Origin of the sequence: Sutcliffiella deserti (assembly GCF_020037475.1) — a bacterium.
Classification (GTDB): Bacteria; Bacillota; Bacilli; order Bacillales; family Bacillaceae_I; genus Sutcliffiella_A; species Sutcliffiella_A deserti.
Genome location: NZ_JAIQDB010000002.1, coordinates 413,396 through 430,002, shown reverse-complemented (window position 1 = coordinate 430,002; position 16,607 = coordinate 413,396). Strand labels below are relative to the sequence as shown.

Genomic DNA, 16,607 nt, shown 5'->3' with positions numbered 1-16,607 from the left:
TTGAAAACTCCTTAGAATTATATATTTAATATAGAAAAGGTGGGGAGTCCCACCTTTTCTGTAAAAATCATTCAATAGTTAGTCTCTGTTATTCTCGTCCACTACTTCATTCCCTTGATGTACAGGAGCTGGCGTTCCAGTTGAAGGATTTGTTGGCTGAGTTGTTGGTGTTGTTGTGTCATCAGCTGAACCTTGAATTCCATTGTTTACAGAACCGTTTGGATCATTAGTATCTACTTCCACACCCGCCCATTGAGTAGCCTCAAGGTTAAAGTAGAAGTTAACACTGTCGCCCTGGAATTTGTTTTGAACAAATTCTGAGTAATCCCCACCAACTCGGGTTAGGTCATTCTTAAATGTAATTTGGATAAATACTGCATCAGAATCTTCAGGAGTTACAGGAATCCCTCTATAATCAGCATCAGCAGTAACTAAAGAAGCTAAGTTAATTCGATCTGTTCCATCTGTAGCATGATAGGCGGCTCTGACTTTACTCATATCACCATTTACAAGATCAGCTAATGTAACTTCCCCATTAAATACGTTATTTCTTGGTTCCCAACTTGTAGATTCTCCATCAACAGATGCAAAATCGATAACAAATTGAGAAAGATATTCCATCATAGCAGTGTTATCACCGTTTAAAGCTCCATCATTACCATCGATAAAGCTATCTGCTGTAACGTTTAACAACACTTCTTTGATTGCAATACTTCCAGCATTATTTAATTTGAAGATTCTTTGTACACTATCTCCAGGTTTCATATTAGCTAAATCAAAGTTCATTTTGTGACTAGGATGATTTTTCCCAACTTCCAAATCTAAAGTGCCTGCTGCGAAATGGTTATTAATAGTAGCAGTATCATTAAATGCTGCCCAAGTTCCCCCACCGACTAATGATAAACCTAGTGCTGCGGATGCAACACCCATACCAATTTTCTTTTTAATACTCATTTTTATTCGTCCTCCCGTTTCCCCCTCATATTTTATGAGGTATGTAGTTTTTTATATTGAACCCTTCGAATAATTATTCAAAGGGGAACAACCAATTTAAGCTGGTTTGTTTAGCTCTTCTTCCTTCGTTGCCTTTTTACTTAATTTATCAAGATCTTTGATAGCACTTGTTATTGAGAATGTTGAATAAACAAGGAGTAGTAGACCAGGAACTATTAAGAGTGTCGCAGTTCCTTTACTTGATTTAGCAAATTCTATAAAATATCCCAAGAATGGAATAGTGAATCCTGTATATATACCTACTACATTTTGAGGTAATACTAGTTGACCATCTAAGTCAGCGTTATTATCCCCTTTAGTTTGATACATCGTTTGTTCCCCGTTGTTTACAACTTCAATAATTCTATGGGTAACGACCGATCCATCTGCTTGCATGTAAGTAATAACATCATTTTCTTTTAAGCTAACAGCATCCTCTACCGGTTTAATTGAGATAATTGATCCCGTATTAAACTCTGGTTCCATGGATCCTGATAGTACGGTTTTGAGCTGATAACCAAATACATGTGGTTCTCCACCTGACGCTTTTGATGATATTACTACAAACACCATAAATATTAATGTTAAAAATAATACTGTCGAGATAACATTACTCATTATTTTTAATAGTTTCTTTGATTTCATAAAACCACCACCCCTATTACTTATTCTAGATTTACAGTTATTGTAATGCCCTCTGATTCATTTCCAGCATTATCTACTGTTACAATCTTATAAATATAGTCCTGTTTTTTTGTCAATCCTTTGTCCTTATAACTGCTTTGGTTACCATCAACTACTCCTTCACCATTTTTGTATAAAATAGTGTGACTAAATTCTTCATCGGTTGGGTTCACCCAAGAAATATCTACATTTGCACTTTCTCCATTTTGTATCCATTTAAAATCACTAACTTCGCTTAGAGGCTCCACAGTTTCAATATCACTTTGTGTCGTAATTGTAAAAGTCGTTCCATTAGATTCATTACCTGCTAAATCAACCGAGGTAATTTTATAGATATACTCTGTACCTGCTATAATGTCGCTATCTTGAAATATCCCATTTGAAATATTATCCTCTATTGGATTTGTATCATTATTTCTATACACCTTATTGTGACTAAAATCTTCATCTGATGGATTTTCCCAAGTTAAAGTGATAATATCGTTAGCCTCGTTTGTAGATAAATTAATTACTTCAGATGGTGAAGTAATATCTTCTTCTGGAAGCGGATTGTTAATTTCATCATCTTCTTGTTGAGCCGCACATCCAGACACCTCTACTTTTTCACTCCAACCAATGAATGTATATCCGTCTTCATTTGGATTATTTTTCGCAGGATGATCTAGAGGTCTTCTTACTCTGAATTTGTACTCACCGTCTTCAGTAACCTCTGATTTAATTATCCCCGATTCCCCACTTTGTATTGTAGGAACAATACCAGTAGCAACAGGTTCTCCAACCTCCCTACCATCTACTACTTTATAAACGTAATATCGCCAAGTTGAGGTTGTATTAGCTTTGTCACCTGCATTAAATATCGTGGTGTATATATCACAACTTTCAGCCCAGGCTTCCGAATTATCAAAGTCTAATGAGCTTTTATCCCACTCATCATTATCTTCTGGAGGTTCTTCTCCAACATCCCACTTTGCATGTAGTTGGTTTTCAATAACTTCTACATCATTAAAACGAGCACCAGTATCTGATGTTAAATAATTAGTAGTGAGTATGGTGAAATACCAGATTGCTATTACCTGAGATAAAATCATCAGTTTTTTCTCTTTATTTCTAAATCTCTTTATTCTCAAGTATCTAATAAGTATCCCTCCCTCACCCGTTCTCTTTAGTAAACTTTTAATTTTATGTATTTTATTAAGAACGAAGTTGGAGAATTTATGGTTCATTTACTCCACTTCCTTTAACTAAGTTTTTTGCGTTTATTATCGTTCTCTTTAACGAACTCTACAATACGTAGTATAAAACACCTATCTCACATTGAAAAACCTCAAATTCGTCCAAATTTTCTTAATAAAGAACATCATTGTTAGTTTATCTCCCATTATCTTCAATTATCTTACTATTTCGTTTTTTATAAAGAATTAATTGTGCTATATAATGAACATATGTCATAGTTGAACAAAGGGGAAGATGATGCTTGGGGAGCGATTGAGGAAATTACGTAAGAGTAAGGGTTATTCTTTAAGTGAGTTGGCGGAGTTGGCTGGAGTTTCTAAGTCTTATTTAAGTTATTTGGAACGAAATCTTCAAACTAATCCTTCTATGCAATATTTACATAAGATCTCTGCTACCCTGGGAACCGATATCGAGTATCTTTTAGGTAGGGGGCCTTCAAAGGAATTAGAGGGACGTCATTCGCATACACTTGATGATGAATGGAGGCGTTTGGTGCAGCGCGCGATTGCCGAGGGGATGAGCAAGGAGGATTTCATACATTTTAAGGATTACATGGAATTCCAGAAATGGAAAGGGATGAAAAAGCAAGGTAATACCGGTAAGGAGGAAGAGGAGCTTGAACAATGAACTTGATGTAGAGTGGATTGAATTGATTGCTATGGCGCAAGATTATGGGTTATCAGTAGATGAGATTAAATTCTTCCTCCAGGAAATGCAGAGCAAAAATGAGGAAGCCTTGGTTAGTAAGTGATCAGGGCTTTTTTTGTATAAAAAAACCACTCTCCCAAACGGAAAAGTGGTTTTATTTATTAAGCAAAATATGCAATTGTCAGTGTTAGCACAAAGAATAACACGGAAAGAACAACTGTTGCACGGTGTAGAACCAGGTCAAGGCCGCGTGCTTTTTGTTTTCCGAAAAGTGTTTCCGCTCCACCGGAGATTGCTCCTGAAAGACCTGCACTTTTACCTGATTGAAGTAGAACAACTGTAATAAGAGCCAATGCTACGATAATAAGTAAGACAGTTAATAAGATCGTCATGTAACTACACCTCCTGCGAACGCACAAATATCATTAAATTAAATGTACCACAAAATGACAAGGTGGACAAGAGGAAATGCGAGGGGGGAGGTTGGGAAATTGTATTGTGGTTTGGTTGGGGGATGCTCAAGACCGGGGTCAGACCCTCGCTTTGTTTGTAGTACTTAGTTTGGGTTGGGGCGTAGTACAGTGTTGTGTTTATTTTTTGGGAGGGTCAGACCCCAGGCAGTGATAGTTGATAAATTCTGAGGCATTTTGTAGTTTTGAATAACTTGGAAGTTTTTTTTTTGGCGGGGGTTTATTTTGGGGTGGGGTAGCGACGAGCCTTGGGGGCTCGTTGGCTCTTAGTTTTGGTGCGGGTTTTTAGGCTTTAGATGATAGTTTTTTGAGGTAGTTTGGGTTTTGGGTTTACTTCTTTTAATAAAAGTTACTTGAGGTAATTTTTATTTTAGTTTTTTTCTTTTCCAAGAAAAAAGAACCCAGCCAAAGCCGGGTCCCTGCAATTATTACTTCTTCAAGTTGTAGAAAGATGCTAATCCATCATAGCGAGCGGTAGTTCCAAGCAGGTCTTCGATACGAAGAAGCTGGTTGTATTTTGCTACGCGGTCTGTACGGGATGGCGCACCTGTTTTGATTTGGCCGGAGTTTGTTGCTACGGCGATGTCGGCGATTGTGCTGTCTTCTGTTTCACCAGAGCGGTGAGAGATTACTGCAGTGTAGCCAGCGCGTTTTGCCATTTCGATTGCTTCGAATGTTTCAGTAAGTGTACCGATTTGGTTTACTTTGATTAGGATCGAGTTACCGATTTTGCGTTCGATACCTTCTGCTAATTTTTTCGTGTTTGTTACGAAAAGATCGTCTCCTACTAGTTGGACCTTGTTTCCGATACGTTCTGTTAGAAGTTTGAAGCCTTCCCAGTCGTTTTCGTCCAGGCCGTCTTCAATGGAGATGATTGGGTACTTGTCTGCCATCTTCTCGTAGAAGTCTACCATTTCTGCAGATGTGTAGACAACGCCTTCACCTTTTAGATGGTATTTGCCGTCTTCTTTGTTGTAGAACTCAGAAGCTGCAGCGTCCATTGCAAGCATTACTTGCTCACCTGGTTTGTAGCCAGCTTTTTCGATTGCTTCGATGATTGTTTGAAGTGCTTCTTCGTTTGATCCTAGGTTTGGAGCGAATCCACCTTCGTCACCTACAGCAGTGTTTAAACCTTTTGCGCTTAATACTGATTTAAGAGCGTGGAAGATTTCAGCGCCCATACGTAGAGCTTCTTTGAAGTTTTCTGCTCCAACAGGCATTACCATGAATTCCTGAATGTCTACGTTGTTGTCTGCATGCTCTCCGCCGTTGATGATGTTCATCATTGGTACTGGAAGAGTTTTTGCGTTAAATCCACCTAAGTATTGGTATAAAGGAACTTCAAGGAAATCTGCTGCTGCGCGAGCAACTGCGATGGATACACCAAGGATTGCGTTTGCACCTAGTTTTCCTTTGTTTTCTGTACCGTCAAGTTCGATTAATGCTTCATCAATTGCCACTTGCTCAAGTACGTCGAAAATTCCTACAAGTTCAGGAGCGATTTGCTCGTTTACGTTGTCAACCGCCGTTTGCACACCTTTTCCAAGGTAACGGGATTTGTCGCCATCACGTAGTTCTACTGCTTCGTATTCACCAGTTGATGCACCACTTGGCACTAATGCGCGGCCAAATGCACCTGATTCTGTGTAAACTTCTACTTCGATTGTTGGGTTACCACGGGAGTCCAAGACTTCGCGTGCATAAATATCAGAGATAATTGGCATGTTTGTTTCTCCTTTTCATCTAAAAGTTATTTTTTTATTAATGAAGTACCTGTCATTTCTGTTGGTTTGTCCACTCCTAGTAAGTCTAACACTGTTGGAGCAAGATCACCTAAGATTCCGTCTTCACGAAGCTCTACACCTTTACGCGTTACGATCACAGGTACAGGGTTCGTAGTATGAGCAGTCATTGGGTTACCTTCTGTCGTTACGACTTCATCGGCGTTACCGTGGTCTGCTGTGATGATGGCTACACCATCTTTTTTAAGAATTGCACTTACGATCTTTCCTAAGCACTGATCTGTCACTTCCACAGCCTGAATCGTTGGCTCGAGCATTCCGGAATGCCCTACCATATCAGGATTTGCAAGGTTTAAAATAATCGTATCATGCTTGTCTGCTTCAATCTCGGTGACAAGCGCCTCTGTTACTTCATAGGCACTCATTTCCGGTTTCAGGTCATAGGTGGCTACCTTAGGAGAATCGATAAGAATCCGTTCCTCACCTGGATAGGCTTCCTCACGACCTCCACTCATAAAGAAGGTAACATGTGGATATTTCTCCGTTTCCGCAATACGTAATTGCCTTAAGCCGTTTTGTGACAGCACTTCACCTAAAGTATTGTCCAATCCAACCGGTTCAAAGGCTACGTAGCCATCAACGGTTTCGCTGAAATGAGTTAAACATACAAACATCAAGTTGTTCGGATGATGTGGTCCACGGTCAAAGGAACGAAAATCCTTGTTTGTGAACGTATTCGAAATCTGAATCGCCCGGTCTGGTCGGAAGTTGTAGAAAATGACAGCATCGTCATCCTGAATTGTTGCAACAGGACTGCCATCCTCTTTTGTCATAACCGATGGAAGAACGAACTCATCAAAGATACCGTTGTTATAAGAGTCATTAACACATTCCATTGCATTGGAGTATGCTGGTCCATCACCGTATACCATCGCGCGGTACGATTTTTCCACTCGATCCCAACGCTTGTCACGGTCCATGGAATAGTAACGGCCAGAAATTGTGGCAATTTCACCGATACCCAAGTTGAGCAGCTCTTCATTTAACTGTTCCACAAATTGTGGAGCTGTCTTCGGACCTACGTCACGTCCATCAAGGAATCCGTGAATGTATACTCGTTCAAGACCTTCTTTTTTTGCCAATCTTAACAGCGCGAAAAGATGTTGAATATGACTGTGCACTCCACCATCGGAAAGCAGACCGAATATATGAAGATTTTTTCCTGTTTCTTTTGCATGGTTGATGGCATTAACGAAGGTTTGATTTTCATAAAAATCGCCTTCGCGAATCGATACATTTACTCGGGTTAAGCTTTGGTATACGATTCGACCGGCTCCGATGTTCAAATGGCCAACCTCGGAGTTACCCATTTGTCCTTCCGGCAGACCAACCGCTTCACCCGAGGCAGTTAACTGCGCATGAGGGTAAGCCTCCCAGAAGTGATCAAAGTTCGGTTTTTTCGCCTGCGCTACGGCATTACCCATTTTTTCTCCACGTAGTGCAAAACCGTCTAAGATGATTAACGCTACTGGCTTTTTACTCATTCTTACCTGCCTCCAAAAGCTGTAAGAACGATTGTGGCTCTAAGCTTGCTCCACCTACTAGCGCTCCATCGATATCAGATTGTGCCATGTACTCTGAGATGTTGGCAGGTTTTACGCTACCGCCATATTGAATACGAACGGCATCTGCTGCTGCTTGGTCAAACTCAGAAGCGATGACACTACGAATATGTGCACACGTTTCGTTTGCATCTTCCGCTGTAGAAGATTTACCTGTACCAATTGCCCAGATAGGCTCATAGGCAACAACAACTGATTTTACTTGATCCGCTGTTAAGCCGGTTAAAGCTTTCTTCACTTGCTCTCCAACGATATCGTTTGTTTTACCAGATTCACGCTCTTCTAATGTTTCACCGCAGCAAACGATTGGATACAAGTCGTGCTTGAAGGCTGCTAATACCTTTTTATTTACCGTGTCATCTGTTTCTGCAAACATCTCACGGCGCTCAGAGTGACCTATTACAACATAAGTTACACCTAAGTCTTTAAGTGCTTCAGGGCTCGTTTCGCCTGTAAAAGCTCCACTTTCCTCGAAATGCATGTTTTGTGCACCGATTTTTAAATCTGTGCCTTCCACATTTGTTACTAGACGTTCTAAAAATAAAGCAGGTGCACAAACAACGGCATCTACTTTGTCTGTAGAAGGAACTAGTCCTTTTACTTCCTTCACAAAGCTTGTTGCTTCTGAAAGTACTTTGTGCATTTTCCAGTTACCAGCAATGATTGGTTTACGCATAAGATCCTTCCTTTCAAGTTAGGATTATTCTACTAAGAGTCCACGCCCCATTTGGCGCTTCCACTTATTTTACTTATCGTTCAACGCCACGACACCTGGAAGCTCTTTGCCTTCCATAAATTCAAGTGACGCGCCGCCACCAGTTGAGATGTGGCTCATTTTGTCTGCAAGGTTGAATTTTTCAACAGCAGCTGCTGAGTCTCCTCCACCGATGACAGAGTATGTATCGGTTGCTTCTGCCAGCGCTTGTGCTACCGCCTTTGTTCCACCAGCAAATGCTTCTAATTCGAATACTCCCATTGGTCCATTCCAGATAACAAGTTTTGATTTTTTAATAACTTCAGTATAAATCTCACGAGATTTAGGTCCAGCATCTAAGCCTTCCCAATCACTTGGAATTTCTTCAATCGGAACAATTTTTGTGTTTGCATCGTTTGAAAAATCATCTGCTACTACTACATCCACTGGGATATAGAAGTTAACACCTTTTTCTTTCGCTGTTTCCATGAATGATTTCGCTAGATCGATTCTATCTTCTTCTAGTAGAGACTTCCCTACATCATAGCCTTTTGCCTTGATAAAAGTGTAAGCAAGTCCGCCACCGATGATAATATTGTCCACCTTGTTCAATAGGTTTTCAATCACACCGATTTTATCTTTTACTTTCGCTCCACCGATAATTGCCGTAAATGGGCGTTCTGGATTGGAAAGTGCTTTTCCTAGAACTTCTAATTCTTTTTCCATAAGGAGACCTGCCACTGCCGGAAGATGTTTGGCAATACCCTCAGTTGAAGCATGGGCACGGTGAGCCGCTCCGAATGCGTCATTCACATACACATCTGCAAGCTCTGCGAAAGATGCAGCAAGCTCCGGATCGTTTTTCTCTTCACCAGGATAGAAACGTACGTTTTCTAGTAAAAGAACGTCTCCTTCATTTAGAGCGTCCACTGCCGTTTTCACAGTCTCTCCGTATGCTTCGTCCACTTTTACCACATTTTTACCTAAAAGCTCTTGCAGACGAGTTGCCACTGCAGTTAAGCGCAGCTCTTCTACCACTTCACCTTTTGGACGGCCTAAATGGCTTGCAAGCAGTACCTTTGCTCCTTGGTCAACTAAATGCTGAATGGTTGGTAGTGCAGCACGAATACGGGTATCATCCGAAACAGTACCAGCCTTCATCGGTACATTAAAGTCCACACGGCAAAATACGCGTTTCCCTTTTACATCGATGTCACGAATACTTTTTTTGTTCATCTTAAACGGCCTCCCTTTTTAGGAAATTGTGTAAAACAAGAGAAAAGGGAAAGGGGCATGTTCCCCGTTCCCCTTTTCTTTCACTTACTATTATATGTTGCTTGGCTGGTTTCTCCAAGTTAAAACCTAATTTAGTATTATAGTCCTTTAGCAGCAACGTATGCAGCTAAGTCAACAACACGGTGAGAGTAGCCACTTTCGTTGTCATACCAAGAAATTACTTTTACCATGTTGCCTTCCATTACCATTGTAGAAAGTGCATCAATAGTAGAAGAATCTGGGTTACCATTATAGTCACCAGAAACAAGTGGCTCTTCAGAGTAGCCAAGGATTCCTTTTAGGTCACCTTCAGAAGCTGATTTGAACGCTGCGTTTACTTCTTCAGCTGTTACAGACTTGTCTAGCTCTGCTACAAGGTCAACTAGGGAAACGTTAGGTGTTGGAACACGCATCGCTCCACCATTTAATTTACCTTTTAGTTCAGGTAATACTAGAGATACTGCTTTTGCAGCTCCTGTAGTAGTTGGGATGATGTTCTCCGCTGCTGCACGAGCACGACGGTAGTCTTTATGTGGTAAGTCTAAGATCTGTTGGTCATTTGTGTAAGAGTGAACAGTTGTCATCATTCCACGCTTGATGCCAAAGTTGTCGTTTAACACTTTTGCAAATGGAGCTAAACAGTTCGTTGTACATGATGCATTAGAGATAACGTTGTGGTTAGCCGCATCGTACTTGTCTTCGTTTACACCCATTACGATTGTGATATCCTCATCAGATGCAGGAGCAGAGATGATTACTTTCTTTGCACCAGCTTCTAAATGCTTCGCAGCGTCTGCACGCTTTGTGAAGAAACCAGTAGATTCGATAACGATATCTACTCCAAGTTTGCCCCAAGAAAGTTTAGCTGGGTCACGCTCTGCAGATACTTGAATTGTTTTGCCGTCAACAACCAAGTTGTCGCCGTCTACTTTTACTTCAGCGTTAAGTTTGCCATGTACACTGTCATATTTTAAAAGGTGAGCTAACATGTTAGCATCTGTTAGATCGTTTACCGCTACTACTTCTACCTCAGAGTTGTTTAATGCTGCGCGGAAAACCATACGTCCAATACGTCCAAAACCGTTAATACCTAATTTTACTGTCATGTTAATTTCCTCCTTAGAATGGTAAAGATAAATGTATATTTTATTAAGGGTTTTTACTCCCTAATTAACTCTTTTGCCGCTCCCTCATCCGTAATAAGGATCGTATGGGGTGCTTTTTTTAAATAAGCTCGTATTGCTTTTGCCTTTGACGCTCCACCTGCTACCGCAATTACACATTCTATTTTTTCCAAATCTGCCAATTGCATTCCTACTGTTTGAACCTTGTGTACAACTGCGCCTGACTGGTCAAAGTAATAGCCAAAAGCTTCTGCAACTGCAAGGCCGCTTTCAATCTTCACCATATCCTCAGGAGCTGTTTTACGGCGCTCTGCCATCATTTTAGCGTCTCCAATACCATGAATAACCATACTAGAATTTTTTATTAAAGAGATCACTTCTTTTATAGATGGCTCCGCAATCATCGATTGGTAGGATTCATGACTCAGTTGATCTGGAATATGAAGCAAGCGGTAATCGCCGGATGCCTTCTCGGCCATTGAAGCACAAATGGAGTTTGACTGGTTTTGCACTTTTTCTCCAAGTCCGCCTCTAGCAGGAACAAATAAGAGATTACGGTTTTTAGCGTCCGGTGTCATCATTTCTGCTACACAGGAGACTGTTGTCCCACCTGCAACGGCAATGATATTCTGTTCATGGAACCGTCTTCTCATGGTGTTCACACAAGCTCGGCCCATTTCTTTTTTAACCCAAGGGGATTGGTCACTATCACCTGGAACGACTACAACCTTTGATATCCCTAACTTTTCTTCTATTCCCGCTTCAAGAACCGTTAAACCGGAAACCTCTTTCATTATTTCCTCAAGTTCCTTCGTCAGCGCCTCCCCTTCAGGTGTTAACGTCATGCCGGCAACACTAACGTTCAGAAGGTTCTGTTTCTTAAGAAAGTCAACTTCGCTTCTTAAGACACGCTCGCTTAATCCAAGACTTCCTGATAAACTTCTTCTTCCAATGGGCTGCATTAGCCGTATGTATCTTAATATTTCGTAGCGCTTTTGCATAACCGAAAGAAGATCAGGTAACAATTTCTTTTGTACTTCCATGATTTTTTTCATAATAGCTTCCCCTTTAAAGGTGAATTTTACCTATATGGACAAAAAACGTCCCGCTATGACATATTATGTCCCAGTAGCGGTAAAAAAAACACCCCTTGCTACAAGTTCATTGTAACAAAGGTAAAACCCTTATGCAACTAGGGTTACACGGTTTTTTCAAGTAAGCGTTTTCTTATCTCTTCTTTATGAATGATTCCGTATCCAAGAATTTCATCCTCTACTTCCACTACTGGAATCATAATCTGGTATTTTTCTAAAAGAGCATCATTCTGATAAATATCCACTTCTTCTATTGTAAAAGCTACCTCTTCTTGCAGCTCCTTTAACACACGTTTCGCCTTATCACAAAGAGGACAATCCACCTTTGTGTAGAATATTACTTTCATTTCAACAGCCCTTTCTAGTCAAACCGCTTTCTCATCGAAGAGGTTGGAATGTTCAAAAGGTCACGGTATTTCGCAACCGTTCTTCTTGAGATAGATATATGATACTGCTTTTGCAGCAGGTTTGTCAGCATTTGATCGGATAAAGGCTTTTGTTTATCCTCGGCTTTAATCAAATCTTCTACCATTTGCTGCACCTGCTTTGTTGAAGTTTCTTCCTCAAATTGCCCTATCAAGCTTTGACCAAAGAAATACTTCAATTCATATAATCCATATGGCGTTTGCACGTATTTTTCTTTTGTAGCACGACTCACCGTTGATTCATGAACTCCTAACTTTTCTGCAATATCCCTTAATGTTAGTGGCTTCATAAATGCTGGACCATTTAAAAAGAAACCTCGCTGCGCTTCTACAATCTTTTCCATGACCTTGACTAGGGTAAGCTTTCGATGCTCCATGCTCTTCACAATCCACTGACACTGCTGAAGTTTTTCCTGCAAATAACTCTCTACCTCATGTTTCCCTTTTAGCTTAGCATTATATTCCTTGTTGATGGTTAGTTGGGGAACAATTTCTTCATTTAAAGAAACAACAAATTGCTGATGCAGTTGGTGAACGATGAGATCAGGAATGATATATTTTGGTTTTTCCGTCGTTTCATAAAGATTCCCTGGTCGCGGGTTTAATTTTACAATGATATCATGAATAGCTTGGATTTCCTGTAAGGTGATTTGATGACGTTTCGCTAAAGTTTTCCACGCTTTTTCCGCAAAAAGGAGAAAGTCCTCGGTGACTATCTTTTCTGCCAAGAGCTTACGTTCCGATAGCCTTTTTAGCTGTAGCAACAAACATTCTTTTAAATCTTTCGCTCCAAGACCAGCAGGTTCCAACGATTGGATATGGGAAATGGCTTTTTCGACATTCTCTGTCGATGCTTTAACTTGTTGAGCAATGGCCGGAACTTCTTCCTGAATGTATCCATTATCATCTACATAATCAACGATGCGCTTAATGAACCGCCGCTCCCTCGGTGTGACAGGAATGTCTAATAGCTGCTGGTGGATATGGTGATGAAGTGTTTCCCCATATTTACTGTAGTTTTCAATAGAGATGAGATGATGTTTTGCTCCACTTTTCCTGCGCTTCTCCCTTTGTACTCTGGAGGAAGCCAACTCCCTTGGTGATTCCCACTCTTTTAGTTCCAAAAGAGGATTTTCTAGAGATTGCTCTTGTAAAAAGTCGAGTAATTCCAGTGAAGAATACTGTAACAGGGTGATCGCTTGCTTTAACTCCTGTGTCATCGCAAGTTTGAGCGTTTGCTCTTGATACAAACCAACTGTTTGCTTCATGTTCATTCTCCCTCCGGTCTTTTGGGTGCAACCGTCCGACATCCCACCATACTTTTTGTCGGATAACGGACGCTAACACCCTATCTTGCTGTCTGTTTTAATACCTGGAACCTTTCCAACTCTTGAATGTAAGCGCCTTCTTATTGTACATGAGAATCCTGGTTTTTTAAATCGAAAAATGTTGGAAGCTATATCCTTTATCAATATACGCTCGCTTTAGGGCGGTAATGCAGGAAGTTGGGAGATTTTATGTTACAGGGGGGTTACATTTTTTAGGGTTATGCTTTAACATTGTTTTGTTAGAAGTTTCTTTGTAGACCGCTGTTGATTTCCTCGCAAGTCTTCGCTTTCCGCGGGCGGGTTGGGAGCCTCCTCGGCTTTGCCTGCGGGGTCTCCCTAACTCCGCTTCCCCCGCAGGAGTCTACGACTTGCGCTCCAATCAACAGCTGGGGCACGGTATGGATTATACTTAGGTCTCATAAGACTATTGAATATTACATAATATCTATTTTTAGGGTTTTTCGCTCGATTACCTAGACACAAGTTGTTTTAAGTATTTTACATTGTGCTAAATATAGCTTTGTAATCTATTTTTATACTTGCTTGTCGTATAATAACAAGCTATAATAGCCTATGGACATAAGATAATATGTCATTTAGCGCTCGTAGCTCAGGGGATAGAGCGGTGGTTTCCGGTACCGCGTCATGCGGGGGTTCGAATCCCTCCGAGCGCGCCACATTTACATAAAACACAATTACTCACCCAGTGTCATGCGCACTGGGTTTTTATTTTATTTCCGCTTTTTTTTAGGCTGATTTGTTATTGGTTTATTACGTTCCTTGAAAACGGACTTCAAAATGTTGAAGAAGTTTATATTTTAAGTAGAATGGATATGATTAGTACATAGAGAAAAATAGGGTTTTTTGCGATGGTTTTTATTTGACCATTATTGACCTTATATGTATGATAAAAGTACATAAAGATTTAGACTTATTACCGAATGGAACTAGGTTTGCACTGAATCTTGTAACAACTTGATATGTTACAGAATTTAATACATAAGAACCTGATCCAACCAATACCTAATTATGAGGAGGAAAAGTGAGATGAACTTAATTCCTACAGTTATTGAACAAACTAGCCGCGGTGAGCGTGCGTACGACATTTATTCTAGACTTTTAAAAGACCGTATTATTATGCTTGGTAGTGCGATTGATGACAATGTTTCCAATTCCATTGTTGCTCAATTACTATTCTTAGCTGCTGAAGACCCAGAGAAGGATATCTCGCTTTACATTAATAGCCCAGGTGGTTCTATTACAGCAGGGATGGCAATCTATGACACAATGAACTTCATTAAACCTAATGTAAGTACAATGTGTGTAGGGATGGCCGCTTCCATGGGAGCATTTCTACTTGCTGCTGGTGAAAAAGGCAAACGTTTTGCACTTCCAAGCAGTGAAGTCATGATTCACCAACCACTAGGAGGAGCACAAGGGCAAGCAACTGAAATTGAAATTGCTGCAAAACGCATCCTATTCCTACGTGATAAACTAAACACAATTCTTTCCGAACAAACAGGTCAGCCAATCGAAGTAATCGCACGCGACACAGACCGCGACAACTTCATGACAGCTGAAAGAGCCCTAGAATACGGCCTAGTAGACAAAGTAATCACCAACCAAAGCAAATAACAACCCCAAAGCCCTGACAAAAGTCAGGGCTTTTTTAAACCTAAATTACCAACCAAACCAAAATTCAAAGAACCAAAAACCCAAAATAAATACCACTCCCCGTATCCAACGACCCTCCCCCACAAACACCCCACCCTACCTATGGGGCCTGACCCCAATTACCATTTCCATCCAAAACCAAACCAACCTAAGCCCTCCTCCCACAAACTCCACCAACCAAAAAAGGGGTCTGCGCCCCGGTCTTAAGCGCTACTCCCCCTCACATAATTCAAAGTTACAACTACACCCCAACAAAAAAAGGACACCCCACGGCATCCTCACTCTTCTCTCAGCTCTCCTGCTGAACATATTTAGTTAACGCCGCAATGGCATCTTCTTCATCATGACCTTCCGCAATTAACGTAATCGTTGTACCAGAGCTAATCGCTAAACTCATGAGACCCATTATACTTTTCGCATTCACCTTTTTGCCGTCTTTTTCTAAAAATACGTCGGCAGAAAAGCGATTAGCTTCCTGAACGAATAGGGCAGCTGGGCGTGCTTGTAATCCAGTTTTCAATAGAACATCTACTTGTTTTTGTACCATTATTATTTCCTCCTCTATTTTCTATCTATTATTTATTTTTAATTAAACCTTTTCACCAGATCGCAGCTTATCAGCGATTTCATCCAGTTTACGCAGGCGATGATTGATTCCGGATTTACTAATCGTTCCACTAGAAACCATTTCCCCTAGTTCTTTTAATGTTACGTCTTGATAAGTGACGCGAAGTTCGGCAATTTCCCTTAATTTATCTGGTAGAATATGAAGTCCTACCGTTGCATCAATGAAGCGGATATTTTCAACCTGCCTTATCGCTGCTCCAATTGTTTTATTAAGATTAGCTGTTTCACAATTTACAAGGCGATTCACCGAATTCCTCATGTCTCGGACAATACGAATGTCTTCAAATTTCAGCAGAGCTTGATGAGCGCCAATAATACTTAAAAAGTCGGCAATCTTCTCCGCCTCTTTGAGATAGGTAATGAATCCTTTTTTTCGTTCCAATGTTTTACTGTTTAAGTGAAACATATTCATTAATTCACATAAAGATTCATTGTGATCATGATAGAGCGAAAATACCTCAAGATGATAGGAACTGGTTTCTGGATTATTGACAGAACCTCCAGCAAGAAAAGCACCCCTTAAATACGAACGTTTACAACATTTTTTGGAGACCAGTTCTGGTGAAATATCGCGTACAAAAGTAAAGCCATCCTTAAGGATCTTTAGTTGATCCAAAATATAGTGAGCCTGCTCTGCATAACGAACAATGTAAACATTATTTTTTTTCAAACGCATTTTCTTTCTGACTAAAAGCTCCACACGAACATCGTACAATTTCTTCGTTAAGGTATAGATTCTTCTGGCAATTGCAGCGTTTTCCGTTTGAATGTCGAGGATCAGTTTCTTGTTCGAGAAGGATAATGAACCGTTCATCCGAATAAGCGCAGCAAGCTCTGCTTTTACACAACAATCTTTAACTTCAATTGTTGTTAGCTCTTTTTTAGTTTCAGAGGCATAGGACACGATTAATCACCTCCTAGTGAATCGACATAAGATGGAGAGCGATGAAGAAATCTACATTAGGAAACTCCTC

The 16,607-nt window shown here is 40.5% G+C and carries 17 protein-coding genes and 1 tRNA gene; 4 read left to right on the top strand and 14 right to left on the bottom strand.

The features are described from left to right. Window positions 1-78 precede the first annotated feature (78 nt). The 3 genes from K9B36_RS07350 to tapA form a co-directional block, all read right to left on the bottom strand. The gene (locus K9B36_RS07350) at window positions 79-954 is read right to left on the bottom strand and encodes a TasA family protein (protein WP_223701372.1); all 876 of its coding nucleotides are present in this window, start codon (window positions 952-954) and stop codon (window positions 79-81) included. A 96-nt stretch (window positions 955-1,050) separates the two neighbouring features. Further along, on the bottom strand, window positions 1,051-1,638 hold the full coding sequence (sipW, locus tag K9B36_RS07345; RefSeq protein ID WP_223701371.1) for a signal peptidase I SipW: 588 nt from the start codon (window positions 1,636-1,638) through the stop codon (window positions 1,051-1,053). A 20-nt stretch (window positions 1,639-1,658) separates the two neighbouring features. Continuing rightward, complete coding sequence (tapA, locus tag K9B36_RS07340; protein WP_223701370.1) at window positions 1,659-2,900, bottom strand: amyloid fiber anchoring/assembly protein TapA; 1,242 nt, start codon at window positions 2,898-2,900, stop codon at window positions 1,659-1,661. Window positions 2,901-3,147: 247 nt separating this feature from the next. On the opposite strand from tapA, the gene K9B36_RS07335 reads away from it, so the two are divergent. Beyond that, the gene (locus K9B36_RS07335) at window positions 3,148-3,537 is read left to right on the top strand and encodes an XRE family transcriptional regulator (RefSeq protein WP_223701369.1); all 390 of its coding nucleotides are present in this window, start codon (window positions 3,148-3,150) and stop codon (window positions 3,535-3,537) included. After that, window positions 3,527-3,661 (top strand): anti-repressor SinI family protein, encoded by a 135-nt coding sequence (locus K9B36_RS07330; RefSeq protein ID WP_223701368.1) that lies wholly within the window; start codon window positions 3,527-3,529, stop codon window positions 3,659-3,661. Before K9B36_RS07335 ends, K9B36_RS07330 begins: the two co-directional genes overlap by 11 nt. A 58-nt stretch (window positions 3,662-3,719) precedes the next feature. Here K9B36_RS07330 and secG read toward each other — a convergent pair whose 3' ends face one another. From secG to rpoN, 9 genes are all read right to left on the bottom strand, one after another. Continuing rightward, a complete protein-coding gene (secG, locus tag K9B36_RS07325; RefSeq protein WP_223701367.1) occupies window positions 3,720-3,950 on the bottom strand; it encodes a preprotein translocase subunit SecG in 231 nt (76 codons plus the stop codon). 506 nt (window positions 3,951-4,456) lie between these two features. Continuing rightward, a complete protein-coding gene (gene eno, locus K9B36_RS07320; protein WP_223701366.1) occupies window positions 4,457-5,752 on the bottom strand; it encodes a phosphopyruvate hydratase in 1,296 nt (431 codons plus the stop codon). Between the two features lie 26 nt (window positions 5,753-5,778). Beyond that, window positions 5,779-7,314, bottom strand: a complete 1,536-nt coding sequence (gpmI, locus tag K9B36_RS07315; protein ID WP_223701365.1) for a 2,3-bisphosphoglycerate-independent phosphoglycerate mutase — start codon at window positions 7,312-7,314, stop codon at window positions 5,779-5,781. Further along, window positions 7,307-8,068 (bottom strand): triose-phosphate isomerase, encoded by a 762-nt coding sequence (gene tpiA, locus K9B36_RS07310; protein WP_223701364.1) that lies wholly within the window; start codon window positions 8,066-8,068, stop codon window positions 7,307-7,309. The genes gpmI and tpiA overlap by 8 nt, the downstream gene beginning before the upstream one ends. Window positions 8,069-8,137: 69 nt before the next feature. After that, entirely contained in the window at window positions 8,138-9,322 is a 1,185-nt protein-coding gene (locus tag K9B36_RS07305) for a phosphoglycerate kinase (protein WP_223701363.1), read from the bottom strand. Window positions 9,323-9,459: 137 nt separating this feature from the next. Beyond that, window positions 9,460-10,467, bottom strand: coding sequence for a type I glyceraldehyde-3-phosphate dehydrogenase (gene gap / locus K9B36_RS07300; RefSeq protein WP_223701362.1), 1,008 nt, complete (start codon window positions 10,465-10,467; stop codon window positions 9,460-9,462). Between the two features lie 53 nt (window positions 10,468-10,520). Continuing rightward, entirely contained in the window at window positions 10,521-11,540 is a 1,020-nt protein-coding gene (locus K9B36_RS07295) for a sugar-binding transcriptional regulator (RefSeq protein ID WP_223701361.1), read from the bottom strand. 143 nt (window positions 11,541-11,683) lie between these two features. Further along, window positions 11,684-11,926 (bottom strand): glutaredoxin family protein, encoded by a 243-nt coding sequence (locus K9B36_RS07290; protein ID WP_223701360.1) that lies wholly within the window; start codon window positions 11,924-11,926, stop codon window positions 11,684-11,686. A gap of 14 nt (window positions 11,927-11,940) precedes the next feature. Then, window positions 11,941-13,272 (bottom strand): RNA polymerase factor sigma-54, encoded by a 1,332-nt coding sequence (gene rpoN, locus K9B36_RS07285; protein WP_223701359.1) that lies wholly within the window; start codon window positions 13,270-13,272, stop codon window positions 11,941-11,943. A 659-nt stretch (window positions 13,273-13,931) separates the two neighbouring features. On the opposite strand from rpoN, the gene K9B36_RS07280 reads away from it, so the two are divergent. After that, a tRNA-Arg gene (locus tag K9B36_RS07280) sits at window positions 13,932-14,009 on the top strand. A 370-nt stretch (window positions 14,010-14,379) separates the two neighbouring features. Beyond that, complete coding sequence (gene clpP, locus K9B36_RS07275; RefSeq protein WP_223701358.1) at window positions 14,380-14,967, top strand: ATP-dependent Clp endopeptidase proteolytic subunit ClpP; 588 nt, start codon at window positions 14,380-14,382, stop codon at window positions 14,965-14,967. Window positions 14,968-15,295: 328 nt separating this feature from the next. Here the strand turns inward: clpP and K9B36_RS07270 are convergent, their stop codons facing one another. Next, the gene (locus tag K9B36_RS07270; RefSeq protein ID WP_223701357.1) at window positions 15,296-15,553 is read right to left on the bottom strand and encodes an HPr family phosphocarrier protein; all 258 of its coding nucleotides are present in this window, start codon (window positions 15,551-15,553) and stop codon (window positions 15,296-15,298) included. Between the two features lie 42 nt (window positions 15,554-15,595). Beyond that, the gene (whiA, locus tag K9B36_RS07265; protein WP_223701356.1) at window positions 15,596-16,537 is read right to left on the bottom strand and encodes a DNA-binding protein WhiA; all 942 of its coding nucleotides are present in this window, start codon (window positions 16,535-16,537) and stop codon (window positions 15,596-15,598) included. Between the last annotated feature and the right edge of the window lie 70 nt (window positions 16,538-16,607).

Coding starts and splice junctions, on each gene's coding strand:
- K9B36_RS07350 (WP_223701372.1), bottom strand. CDS start 954: ATGAGTATTAAAAAGAAAATTGGTATGGGTGTTGCATCCGCAGCACTA.
- sipW (WP_223701371.1), bottom strand. CDS start 1,638: ATGAAATCAAAGAAACTATTAAAAATAATGAGTAATGTTATCTCGACA.
- tapA (WP_223701370.1), bottom strand. CDS start 2,900: ATGAACCATAAATTCTCCAACTTCGTTCTTAATAAAATACATAAAATT.
- K9B36_RS07335 (WP_223701369.1), top strand. CDS start 3,148: ATGCTTGGGGAGCGATTGAGGAAATTACGTAAGAGTAAGGGTTATTCT.
- secG (WP_223701367.1), bottom strand. CDS start 3,950: ATGACGATCTTATTAACTGTCTTACTTATTATCGTAGCATTGGCTCTT.
- eno (WP_223701366.1), bottom strand. CDS start 5,752: ATGCCAATTATCTCTGATATTTATGCACGCGAAGTCTTGGACTCCCGT.
- gpmI (WP_223701365.1), bottom strand. CDS start 7,314: ATGAGTAAAAAGCCAGTAGCGTTAATCATCTTAGACGGTTTTGCACTA.
- tpiA (WP_223701364.1), bottom strand. CDS start 8,068: ATGCGTAAACCAATCATTGCTGGTAACTGGAAAATGCACAAAGTACTT.
- K9B36_RS07305 (WP_223701363.1), bottom strand. CDS start 9,322: ATGAACAAAAAAAGTATTCGTGACATCGATGTAAAAGGGAAACGCGTA.
- gap (WP_223701362.1), bottom strand. CDS start 10,467: ATGACAGTAAAATTAGGTATTAACGGTTTTGGACGTATTGGACGTATG.
- K9B36_RS07295 (WP_223701361.1), bottom strand. CDS start 11,540: ATGAAAAAAATCATGGAAGTACAAAAGAAATTGTTACCTGATCTTCTT.
- K9B36_RS07290 (WP_223701360.1), bottom strand. CDS start 11,926: ATGAAAGTAATATTCTACACAAAGGTGGATTGTCCTCTTTGTGATAAG.
- rpoN (WP_223701359.1), bottom strand. CDS start 13,272: ATGAAGCAAACAGTTGGTTTGTATCAAGAGCAAACGCTCAAACTTGCG.
- clpP (WP_223701358.1), top strand. CDS start 14,380: ATGAACTTAATTCCTACAGTTATTGAACAAACTAGCCGCGGTGAGCGT.
- K9B36_RS07270 (WP_223701357.1), bottom strand. CDS start 15,553: ATGGTACAAAAACAAGTAGATGTTCTATTGAAAACTGGATTACAAGCA.